Below are 11,192 nucleotides of genomic sequence, written 5' to 3' on the forward strand. Positions count from 1 at the left end.
CACCGAGAACGTCATCGTCACCCAGACGGTGCCGGGCGTCTCCGGCTATTCCAGCCTGGTGCTGGACTACAAGAACGCACTGGAAAAATACTTTCCAGGCGAGGCCCCGGACTACATGTCGCTCGAGGGCTACATCTCGGCCAGCGTGCTGATCGAGGGATTGAAGCGCGCCGGCCGCAGCTTCGACACCGAGCAGCTGGTCGAGACGCTGGAGACGATGCGAGACCTCGATCTCGGCCTCGGCGTCCGGCTCGGCTTCGGCCGCTCCGAGCACCAGGCCTCGCACAAGATCTGGGGCACGGCGCTGGACGAAAGCGGCAACTACCAACCGATCGAGCTTGATTAGAATACCGCTGGCCGGCAGCCAGCACCTGCTACCACGACAAAACAGCGACAGAGAAACCCGACATTAATTCGAAATACCACGAATAGCAGAGCGGTGAGGATTAGCAGCAGCTCTTAGAGCCAACGGATAGATAGTACGATGGCCGTTCATTGGTCCGCGTTGATCATCGGAAGCCTGGTTTCGGCTTCCATCAGCCCCGCTTTCGCGGCGGCAACCGATGCCGTGAGGGATCTCGCCGGCAGGGTTGGACCGATCGTCGGGCAGGCGTCGGCCTGTCCTGACATCGCGCAAGGGCGCGTTCAGACCATCGTCGACAAATTCCGCGAGGCCATCCGTCAGTCCTCCACCAATGACGACGAGCGCGATCAGCTGACGCGCACGTTCAACGGATTCATCGCCGAGGGCCGTAGTCGCACGGGGGCCGCGCAGGCGAATTGCGCGGCCGCCGAGCGGCAGCTCACCAATCTGGAGGAATCGCTCGGCGCGGCCGCGAGGTCCGAGACGACGACCGGCGCGGTCACGGCCGGGCCGGTCCGCGGCGTCACCGATCGCGAGATTCGCTTCGGCATGGTGCTGCCGTTCTCAGGTATCCGCAAGGAGACCGGGCGGCAGATGCGACAGGGCATCGAGATCGCCTTCGCACGCGCCAACGATGCCGGCGGCATCAACGGGCGCGCGCTGCGCCTCGTCGCCGCCGATGACGGCTACGATCCGGGCCGGACGCTTGCGGCGATGACCCAGCTCTACGACAAGGAGCAGGTGTTCGGCTTCATCGGCAACATCGGAACGGCGAACTCCGAAGTCGCGATTCCCTACGCGCTGGAGCGCCGGGCGCTCTACTTCGCTCCGAACTCCGGTGCGGCGGTCGTCCGGCGCGATCCGCCCGATCGCTACGTCTTCAACTACCGAGCCAGCTACGCCGAGGAGACCGCCGCGCTGGTGCGCTATCTCGTCAAGATGAAGCGCATCCCGCCGAAGCAGATCGCCGTCCTCACGCAACAGGACGCCTTCGGCGACGACGGTTTTTCCGGTGTCGCCAAGGCCTATCGCCAGCTCAACATCGGCGATCCGGTGACACGGATCTCCTATCCGCGCGCGACCATGGATGTGGATGATGCGGTCAACCAGGTGAAGGCCCACAAGCCCGGATTGAAGGCCATCATCATGGTGGCGACCGACCGGGCCGCCGCCAAATTCATCGAGAAGACGCGCGATACCGTGCCCGGACTGATCTACGCCAACGTCTCCGCCGTCGGATCGACCTCGCTCGCGACCGAGTTGAAGCTGCTCGGTCCGCGCTTCACCAACGGCGTCATCGTGACGCAGGGCGTCCCGGCCGTTTCCGGCTATTCGAGCCTCGTGCTCGACTACAAGACTGCGCTGGCGAAATACGCAGCCGGCGAGGCGCCGGACTACACGTCTCTCGAGGGCTACATCGCGGCGACGATCCTGGTGCAGGCGCTGAAGCAGACCAATCCGCTCGACACCGAGCACCTGGTCGACACGCTGGAGTCGATGCGCAGCCTCGACCTGGGCCTCGGCACCCAGCTTGCCTTTGGACGCGCAGAGCATCAGGCATCGCACAGGATCTGGGGCACCGCGCTCGACGAGACCGGCACGTATCAGGCGATCGAACTGGAATAGACTAAAGATTGAGGAGAAAAGAACTGGTTGTATGCGACGTGTTAGCGGCTTCTAAAGCATGATCGGAAAAAGGCGTGCCTGGTTACCGAAATGGTCATGCTCTTAGGAAAAGCTGGTCTGTGCATGATGGCGGTCGTAAGTCTAATCAGTCGCAGACACAGCGCGTCAAATCACCAGGCGGAAGACCTGGATGGGGTCCATAGTGGGATAGTGGCAATGAGCTTTCGTTCTAGCGTGTTCTTGGTTGCGGCATTGCTCGCAACGCCCGCCAGCGCGGCGGGCACCAATGCGGATGTGGTGCGTAATCTCGCGAGCCGGGTCGGGCCGATCGTGGGAGCAGCATCCGCCTGTCAGGCGATCGACCAGGGCCGCGTGCAGGCCATTGTCGACAAGTTTCGCGAAGTGATCCGAGAGGCCTCGACCGGCGGCTCTGATCGTGACGAGCTGACGCGCGTGTTCAACGGCTATGTGGCCGACGGCCGCAACCGTGTGGGCGCGGCGCAGACCGACTGCAACACCGCGGGGCGCCAGCTCGCCGAGCTCGAGCGCTCTCTCGGCCAGACGGCGCCGAGCCAGACCGGCACCAGCCTCGCGGGCGTGATCGCTCCGTCGGCGGCCATTGCCGCGACGGCGCCGACCGTAACGCTGCCTCCGCCCGCCGCCAGCAACGTCCAGGGCGTCACTCAGAACGAGATCCGCTTCGGCATCGCCGCTCCGTTCTCGGGCGCGTCGAAAGAGCTCGGGCGGCAGATGAAGATGGGCATCGAGGCCGCCTTCAACCGCGCCAACGACAGCGGCGGCATCAACGGCCGCTCGCTGCGCCTGTTCTCGGCCGACGACGGCTACGAGCCGTCGCGGACGCTGGACGCGATGAAGCAGCTCTACGAGAAGGACAAGGTGTTCGGCTTCATCGGCAACGTCGGTACGCCGACCTCGGCCGTGGCGATGCCCTACGCCCTGCAGCGCCGGGTGCTGTTCTACGGCGCGTTCACCGGCGCCAACATCCTGCGCAACGATCCGCCGGATCGCTACGTCTTCAACTATCGCGCCAGCTACGCGGAAGAGACCGACACCGTGGTGCGCTACCTCGTGAAGCTGCGGCGTCTGCCGCCGCGCGACATCGCGGTGTTCGCCCAGCAGGACGCCTATGGCGATGCCGGCTTCGCCGGCGTGGCGAAGGCGTTCCGCTCGCTCGGCCTGGCCGACACCTCGATCGTGCGCTTCAACTACAAGCGCAACACGGTCGACGTCGACGAGGCGGTCAGCCAGCTGCGCGCCATGAAGAACCCGCCGAAGGCGATCGTCATGGTGGCGACCTACCGGGCCGCGGCGAAGTTCATCGAGAAGACGCGCGACCTGTACCCGAACATGATCTACACCAACGTCTCGTTTGTGGGATCGACCGAGCTGTCCGACGAGCTGATGCTGCTGGGCCCGCGCTACGCCAACGGCGTGATCGTCACCCAGGTGGTGCCGGCGGTCGGCGGCTATTCGAGCGCCGTGCTCGAGTACAAGGGCGCGCTGGAGAAATACTTCCCCGGCGAGTCGCCGTCCTACGTCTCGTTCGAGGGTTACGTCGCCGCCAACGTGCTCGTCCAGGCGCTCCGCAAGGTCGGCCCGCAGCTCGACACCGAGGCGCTGATCGACACGCTGGAGAACATGCAGAGCGTCGATCTCGGCCTTGGCGCCAAGCTCGGCTTCGGCCGCGCCGAGCACCAGGCTTCGCACAAGATCTGGGGCACCGCGCTCGACGAGCGCGGCAAGTTCCAGGCGATCGAGCTCGAGTAGTTCGGACGCTCGAACCAACGTTCACAAAAAAGACGCGGCAGCCACCGGCTGCCGCGTCTTTCGTTTCTGAGCCGCGATGCTCACATCGTCACATTGAATGACGACGTCGATCGGATCGTGGAGCGATCGCTCTGCTTCGTCATTCCGGGCGCGCGCAGCGCGAGCCCGGACTCCATCTCATGGCGGATCACGCGGCCCGATCGATTCCGGGGCGCCGCGCGCGCGCCGCCCCGGAATGACACCGGAGATCGAGGCGGCGACGCCCCTCACAGCGGCGGATCGATCGCCTCGTCATATTCCTTCTTGAAGCGGGCGATCAGTTCGGCGGCGGGCACGATCTCCTTGATCGCGCCGATGCCCTGGCCGGAGCCCCAGATCTCCTTCCACGCCTTCGGCTTGGCGCGCTCGCCCGAGGCGTCGGTGCCGAAGCTCATCTTCGACGGGTCGGAGGTCGGCAGATTGTCGGGATCGAGGCCGGCCGCGACGATCGAGGGCTTCAGGTAGTTGCCGTGCACGCCGGTGAACAGGTTGGAATAGACGATGTCGTCGGCGCCCGACCGGGTGATCATGTCCTTGTAGCCCTCGACGGCATTCGCCTCCTTGGTGGCGATGAAGGCCGAGCCGATATAGGCGAAGTCGGCGCCGAGCACGCGCGCGGCGCGGATGGCGCGGCCATTGGCGATCGCGCCCGACAGCGCGATCGGGCCGTCGAACCAGCTGCGCGTCTCCGACACGAAGGCGAACGGCGAGATCGTGCCGGCATGGCCGCCGGCACCGGCCGCGACCAGGATCAGGCCGTCGGCGCCCTTCTCGATCGCCTTGTGGGCAAAGAACTGATTGATGACGTCGTGGAAGACGATGCCGCCCCAGCCATGCGCCGCCTGGTTCAGCTCCTCGCGCGCGCCGAGCGAGGTGATCATCATCGGCACCTTGTACTTCTCGCACAGCGCCAGATCCTGCTCGAGCCGGTTGTTGGAGCGGTGCACGATCTGGTTGACGGCGAACGGCGCCGACGGACGCTCAGGGTGCGCGCGATCATAGGCGGCGAGCTCCTCGGTGATGCGGGCCAGCCATTCGTCGAGCAGCGCGGCCGGCCGCGCATTCAGCGCCGGAAACGAGCCCACGATGCCGGCCTTGCATTGCGCGATCACCAGATCGGGCACGGAGATGATGAACAGCGGCGAGCCGATCACGGGGATCGACAGGCGCCCCTTGAACAAGGCGGGCATGGACATGGATGGGAATTCCTCTTGGTGAAATGCGGTGATGCTCGTTGCGCGCAAGCATGCCCGACATCATGCCATCATGGCAATTCGCTCGCAGAGGGACCGGAAAAGCCCGTGGGGGGTCTTGCGTTCAGGCGCTGGGGGAATGGTGGCCAACGGCCTATTGGCACAGCGCCGAGGTCACGAAGGTATCGGTGCGGCAATCGCCCGGCTTGCGCTGCCGGCCAGGGATCAGCACCCGGGCCGAGCAGGTCTCGGCTGAATCGGTGTTGAGGCTCTTGCCGTCCTTGTAGCCCTTGCCCTGGCACAATCGGTCAGCGCCGAGCTTGCAATCCGGCGTGCCGTTCGCGGCGAGCGGACAGACGATGCGGCCCGAGATCATCGTCGAGGGCCTGGCGAGCCGCGAGAGCGTGTCGCCGGTGTCCTTCAGGACCCCGCCCTGGGCATTGCCGCCCGGCGCCGGACGATCGGGCGCAGCGGCCCGCTGATCGGCTGGCGCCGCCCCTGCGGGCTCGCCGGGCGTACTGGCGGGTGGCTCGCCATTGGCGTCACCCGGACGCTTCAGCGGGATGATGGTCATCTTCTCGAACAGCCTGCCGAGATCATCCAGCAGCCCCGGATCTGACGATGGCGGCGCGGGCGCGACCGGCGCAGGCTGTGATGGCGCCTCGCGCAGGCCCGCGGCCGGCGCCGATTGCGCCCATGACGGCAGCGACAGCGCGACGGCGAGCAGCGCGGTCGCTGCGATCAGCCCGTGGCGCAACGCCGACATCAGATCAGCTTCAGCGCGACGACGAAGCCGGCGACCAGGACGGCCGCGCCAAGGGCCACCCAGAGGCCGAGATGCTTCTCGATGTGGACCCGGATCCACTCGCCGTATCGATTGAGCACGATCGCGGCAATGAAGAAGCGGCCGCCCCGCGCGACGATCGAGCACACGATGAACAGGAACAGATTGTATCCGGCGAAACCCGAGGTGATCGTCACGAGCTTGTAGGGGATCGGAGTGAGCCCCTTCAGCAGGATGATGATCGCCCCCCATTCCGCGTAGGAGGCGCGGAACGCCTCGACCTTGTCGCCGAGGCCGTAGAGATGAATCAGCCATTGGCCGAGCGAATCATACAGCAGCGCGCCGATCGCATAGCCGACCACGCCGCCGGCGACCGAGGCCGCGGTGCAGACGCCGGCGAACAGCCAGGCGCGCTGCGGCTTCGCCAGCGACATCGGAATCAGCATCACGTCCGGCGGGACCGGAAAGAACGAACTTTCGGCGAAGGCGATCGCAGCCATGATCCAGAGAGCATGCGGCTTGTGGGCGGCGTCGACACACCAGTCATAGATCCGTCTGAGCATGGCTGGCGATGAAGCAAACCGGACGGCGTTTGTCCATGGCCGATGTGCGCGCGTCGCGGCGGGACCTCGATGCGCTGATGCGGGGCCGGATCTAGTGCCGCTTGCGGATGCGACTTTCGGCCGCGACGATCGGTCGCCCCGACACGCGGGCCGGCGCGACCTTGGCGACCTTGACCGGCGATTTCGGCAGCTTCTCGGCCATGCCGAGCATCAATTCGCGCCGATCCATCTCGCGCCAGATGTCGTCCGGCTGGATGTCGAGTTCGGCCCACAGCACGGTCAGATTGTAGATCAAATCGGCGCTTTCGCGCACCACCGCCTGGCTATCGCCGCCGACCGCATCGATCGCGACCTCGATGGCCTCCTCGGCGAGCTTCTTGGCCATCTTGCCGGTGCCCTGCTGCATCAGCTTGGCCGTGCGCGAACGCGCCGGATCCAGGCCCCTGGCCGCCAGCACCGCGCGATAGAGCCGCTCGATCGAATCAGTCATCGGCACACAATAGTTAAAATCAATGGCGGCGGTGTTAACGTCTGCCGCGGACATAAAAAAATCCGCCGGCCCCGAGGCCGGCGGATCGCTCGAGATGATCCGGGATCACCAGGGATTGTAGTAGCCGCCGCCGTAATACGGGCCGCCGCCGCCATAATAGTGATAGCCCGGGCCGGGGCCGTAATAGGCCGGCCGGCCATAGTAGTAATTGTCCTCGTAATAGGCGCGACGGTTCTGCGCCGCCGCGATGGCGAGGCCGGTGCCGACGATGCCGGCGAAGGCCGCGGCTGCGGCCGCGCCGCCATTGCCGCGATAGTGCCGGCGACGCGCGCTGACATCGGTCAGGCCGCCCTCATTGGCCCTCTTGGCGACCACGCCCTTCTCGGCCGGCGCGGAGCCGGCGAAGGCGAGCGTGGGTTGAACGGCCGTCAAAGTCACCGCGGCCACCGTCGCCAGGACGGTGGCGCGACCTAGGCGTGAAGCATTTCCGCGCTGTGCGCTCATCTGGATCCTCCATACGATCGATTTCGCGAACCCAACTCCTCAACTGGGGTCACAGTTCCGCTCTGGAAACCACGAGTCGAAGCCGCAAATCGCCGCAGGCCTTGCTCATGGACCGTTCAGATTCGATCAGACATGATGAGGCGCCCGCCGGCGCGCTGCCGGGCGGGAGTCACGAATTTGACACATCTGTCGATGTGACGCCCGTGCGGACCTCGGCGAACTGATTAGAATACCGGCGAACAAACCGGTGTGGCCTGCGAAGACCGGCGTGACCTGATGCGCATGCGACGACCTGTCACCCTGCTCGCCCTCGCGCTCGTCGCAGCTTTCGTCGTGGCCGCCGTTCCATCGATGTCGCCGGCGTTGGCTGACGAGCCGAAGCGCTCCGTTGCCGTCATGTTCGCGCTCGATCGCGCGCTGGACGGCAGCATGGCGCCGGTGGTGCTCGCCGCCAGCCGCGGACTGTTCGGGGCCGAAGGCGTAACGGTCACGACCACCGTGGCCAAGGGCTCGCCCGACGCCATCGCCCGCGTGGCCTCCGGCGAGGCCGACATGGCGCTGGCCGACATCAACGAGCTCATCCGCTATCGCGACACCCAGGGCAGCCAGCCGGTCAAGGCCGTGTTCGTATTGTTCAACCGCGCGCCCTACGCGATCATCGCGCGCAAGAGCCGCGGCATCAACGCGCTCGCCGACCTCGACGGCAAGACGCTCGGCGTCGCCGAGGGCGACCTGTCGATCCGGCTGTGGCCCGCGGTCGTGAAGCAAAACCATCTCAAGCCCGAGACCATCAAGCTGTCGCGCGTCGGCGCCGCCGTGCGCGAGCCGATCCTGTCGGCCGGCCAGGTCGATGCGGTCAGCGGATTCTCCTACCTCTCGGCGATCAATCTGCGCGACCGCGGCGTGCCGGCCGGCGATCTCGCGGTGCTGCGCTTCGCCGATTATGGCTGCGAGGCCTATGGCCACGCGGTGATCGTCAATCCCGGCTTCGCCGCCCATCAGCCGGCTGCCGTGAAGGGAGTCCTGCGCGCGCTGACCGCGGGACTCCAGCTCGCGATCAAGGACCCCGAAGGCGCCGTCGCCGACGTGCTGAGCCGGATGGACGACGGCGCGCGCGAGCTCGAATTGGAACGGCTGCAGACCGTGCTCGCCGACAATGTGCTGACGGCTGACGTCCGCCGCGACGGCATCGGCGGCATCGATCCGGCGCGGTTCGAGCGCGCGCTCGACCAGATCGCCGAGGATCGCAAATTCGTCCACAGGCGCCCGCAACCCGCCGACATCTTCGACGACAGCTTCCTGCCGCCCGTCGACAGCCGGCTGGTCAACTGACCGCTCGCCGCGATTGCGCTGTCGCCCCCCTCCCCATCCCTTGCTAACATGGCCCATGCGCCGTCCGGCGCCGATTCCGTGTCCGCCTGATCGAGAAGCGCCTCGCCCATGTCCCTGCTCCGCATCTATGTCCGCGTGCTCCAACTGCTCGGCAAGGAGGCGCGGCTCGGCTGGATCGTGGCGATCGCCAACCTCGCTTTGGCGGTCGCGCAGTTCGCCGAGCCGGTGCTGTTCGGACGCATTGTCGATTCACTGTCCGGCAACGCATCCACCGCGACAGCCTGGCCGCTGCTGGCGGCCTGGGCGGCATTCGGGCTGTTCACGATCCTCGCCAGCGCCTGGGTTGCGCTGCAGGCCGACCGGCTCGCGCACCGCCAGCGCCACGCCGTGCTGACCAGCTATTTCGAGCACATCCTGCAGCTGCCGCTGACGTTCCACTCCGGCACGCATTCGGGACGGCTGATGAAGGTGATGATCAACGGCACCGACGCGCTGTGGCACCTGTGGCTGTCGTTCTTCCGCGAGCATTTTGCCGCGATCATGTCGGTGGTCGTGCTGCTGCCGCTGTCGCTGTATCTGAACTGGCGGCTCGCGATCCTGCTGTTCGTGCTGTGCGTCGTCTTCACCGTGCTGACGACGCTGGTGGTCCGCAAGACCTACGGCATGCAGAGCGAGGTCGAGGAGCACTACAGCAATCTCTCGGCGCGCGCCTCCGACGCGCTCGGCAACGTCGCGCTGGTGCAGAGTTTCGTGCGCATCGACGCCGAGGTGCAAGGCCTGCGCCACGTCGCCGGGCAGTTGCTGTCGGTGCAGATGCCGGTGCTCGGCTGGTGGGCGCTGGTCACCGTGATCACGCGCGCCTCGACTACGATCACCGTACTCGCGATCTTCACGCTCGGCATCGCCCTGCATCAGGCCGGGCTGACCTCGGTGGGCGAGATCGTGATGTTCGTGTCGTTCGCGACCATGCTGATCCAGAAGCTCGAGCAGGTCGTGTCCTTCATCAACAACGTGTTCATGGAGGCGCCGCGGCTCGCCGAGTTCTTCACCGTGCTCGATGCCGTGCCCGCGGTGCGCGACCGCCCCGACGCGATCGATGTCGGCCGGCTGTCGGGCCTCGTCGAGTTCAACGACGTCTCGTTCTCCTACGACGGCAAGCGCCCGGCGGTGGAGGATCTCACCTTCACCGCGCTGCCCGGCCAGACCATCGCGCTGGTCGGCCCGACCGGCGCCGGCAAATCGACCGCGATCGCGCTGCTGCATCGCGCCTTCGATCCGCAATCCGGCTTCATCAAGATCGACGGCATGGATGTCCGCGGCCTCAAGCTCGCGGCGCTCAGGCGCAACATCGGCGTCGTGTTCCAGGAGGCGCTGCTGTTCAACCGCTCGATCCGCGAGAACCTGCTGGTCGGCAAGCCCGATGCGACCGACGAGGAACTGCGCACCGCAGCCGCCCGCGCCCAGGCGCTGGAGTTCATCGATCGCGCCGAGCAGGGCTTCGACACCAATGCCGGCGAGCGCGGCCGCATGCTGTCCGGCGGCGAGCGGCAGCGGCTGTCGATCGCGCGGGCGCTGCTGAAAGATCCGCCGATCCTGATTCTCGACGAGGCGACCTCGGCGCTCGATGCGGTGACCGAGGCCAAGCTCAACGCGGCGCTCGATGAAGTGATGAAGGGCCGGACCACCTTCGTGATCGCACACCGGCTCTCGACGATCCGCAACGCCACCCGGATCCTGGTGTTCGAGAACGGGCGCGTGATCGAAAGCGGAACGTTCGATGAACTCGTCGCCAAGGGCGGTCATTTCGCGGAACTGGCGAAGGCCCAGTTCATGGTTCAGGAGAACGCGCGCGCGACTCTCGCTGCGCCGGAGAGCGACGAGTCCACCGTCAAGGCCTGATCGCAGGATGCTTTCATCGTGGAATTGAATGGCTGGCCCCTGTTAACCCGCATCGAGCCGGTATAGGTTCGCGGCCTGCCGCAACCAACGCGGCGCCGGACACGCTTGAAACCCGAAAGCCCGTTCGCCCATCTCGCTCGCGCGAGGCGGGTCTCAAAGGACCGGACCAGACCAGTGCAGATGCTCCGCCTGTTGTTCCGCCATTCCCCGATCAAGACTCTCGCTCTCGCCGCCGCGCTCGTGCTCGCGCCCCGCCTCGCCAACGCCGAGTCGCTGCTGCTCGTCGAGGCCGACACCGGCAAGGTGCTCGAGGCGCAGAACGCGACCTATCCGTGGTACCCCGCTTCCGTCACCAAGCTGATGACCGCCTACGTGACCCTGAAGGCGGTGAAGGACGGCAAGGCCTCGCTCGACACGCTGCTGACGGTGTCGCCGACCGCGGCGTCGCAATCGCCGTCGAAGATGGGTTACCGGCCGGGCACCCAGGTCACCGTCGACAACGCGCTGAAGATGATGCTGGTGAAGTCGGCCAACGACATGGCGGTCGTGCTGGCGGAAGGCATCGGCGGCTCGATCGACGGCTTCTCGATCATGATGAACGAGACCGCGC

11 protein-coding genes are annotated in these 11,192 nt (G+C 66.3%); 6 read left to right on the forward strand and 5 right to left on the reverse strand.

The genetic code is table 11. The annotated features are described in order from the left end of the window. From BRAS3809_RS27075 to BRAS3809_RS27085, 3 genes are all read left to right on the forward strand, one after another. The coding region (locus tag BRAS3809_RS27075; protein ID WP_035658911.1) for an ABC transporter substrate-binding protein at positions 1–346 on the forward strand (346 nt) is incomplete at its 5' end. A gap of 138 nt (positions 347–484) precedes the next feature. Continuing rightward, entirely contained in the window at positions 485–1,990 is a 1,506-nt protein-coding gene (locus BRAS3809_RS27080; protein WP_035658913.1) for an ABC transporter substrate-binding protein, read from the forward strand. A 216-nt stretch (positions 1,991–2,206) separates the two neighbouring features. Further along, a complete protein-coding gene (locus tag BRAS3809_RS27085; RefSeq protein ID WP_240535779.1) occupies positions 2,207–3,778 on the forward strand; it encodes an ABC transporter substrate-binding protein in 1,572 nt (523 codons plus the stop codon). 266 nt (positions 3,779–4,044) lie between these two features. Here the strand turns inward: BRAS3809_RS27085 and BRAS3809_RS27090 are convergent, their stop codons facing one another. The 5 genes from BRAS3809_RS27090 to BRAS3809_RS27110 all read right to left on the reverse strand — a co-directional run bounded on the left by BRAS3809_RS27090 (position 4,045) and on the right by BRAS3809_RS27110 (position 7,351). Beyond that, positions 4,045–5,013 (reverse strand): NAD(P)H-dependent flavin oxidoreductase, encoded by a 969-nt coding sequence (locus tag BRAS3809_RS27090; RefSeq protein WP_008965199.1) that lies wholly within the window; start codon positions 5,011–5,013, stop codon positions 4,045–4,047. 151 nt (positions 5,014–5,164) lie between these two features. Further along, the gene (locus tag BRAS3809_RS27095) at positions 5,165–5,776 is read right to left on the reverse strand and encodes a hypothetical protein (protein WP_008965200.1); all 612 of its coding nucleotides are present in this window, start codon (positions 5,774–5,776) and stop codon (positions 5,165–5,167) included. Next, entirely contained in the window at positions 5,776–6,357 is a 582-nt protein-coding gene (locus BRAS3809_RS27100; protein ID WP_008965201.1) for a YqaA family protein, read from the reverse strand. The genes BRAS3809_RS27095 and BRAS3809_RS27100 overlap by 1 nt, the downstream gene beginning before the upstream one ends. A gap of 91 nt (positions 6,358–6,448) precedes the next feature. Further along, complete coding sequence (gene hisE / locus BRAS3809_RS27105; protein WP_008965202.1) at positions 6,449–6,847, reverse strand: phosphoribosyl-ATP diphosphatase; 399 nt, start codon at positions 6,845–6,847, stop codon at positions 6,449–6,451. A gap of 105 nt (positions 6,848–6,952) precedes the next feature. Continuing rightward, entirely contained in the window at positions 6,953–7,351 is a 399-nt protein-coding gene (locus BRAS3809_RS27110; protein WP_008965203.1) for a hypothetical protein, read from the reverse strand. Positions 7,352–7,627: 276 nt separating this feature from the next. Between BRAS3809_RS27110 and BRAS3809_RS27115 the strand changes: the two genes are divergently transcribed. From BRAS3809_RS27115 to BRAS3809_RS27125, 3 genes are all read left to right on the forward strand, one after another. Then, positions 7,628–8,683: an ABC transporter substrate-binding protein gene (locus BRAS3809_RS27115; RefSeq protein ID WP_035658919.1), complete on the forward strand. Its 1,056-nt coding sequence runs from the start codon at positions 7,628–7,630 to the stop codon at positions 8,681–8,683. Positions 8,684–8,791: 108 nt separating this feature from the next. Continuing rightward, entirely contained in the window at positions 8,792–10,582 is a 1,791-nt protein-coding gene (locus tag BRAS3809_RS27120; protein ID WP_008965205.1) for a glucan ABC transporter ATP-binding protein/ permease, read from the forward strand. Between the two features lie 174 nt (positions 10,583–10,756). After that, a partial coding sequence (locus BRAS3809_RS27125) for a D-alanyl-D-alanine carboxypeptidase family protein (RefSeq protein WP_170323338.1) occupies positions 10,757–11,192 on the forward strand: 436 nt, incomplete at its 3' end.

It is taken from the genome of Bradyrhizobium sp. STM 3809 (assembly GCF_000239795.1).
Taxonomy (GTDB): Bacteria; Pseudomonadota; Alphaproteobacteria; order Rhizobiales; family Xanthobacteraceae; genus Bradyrhizobium.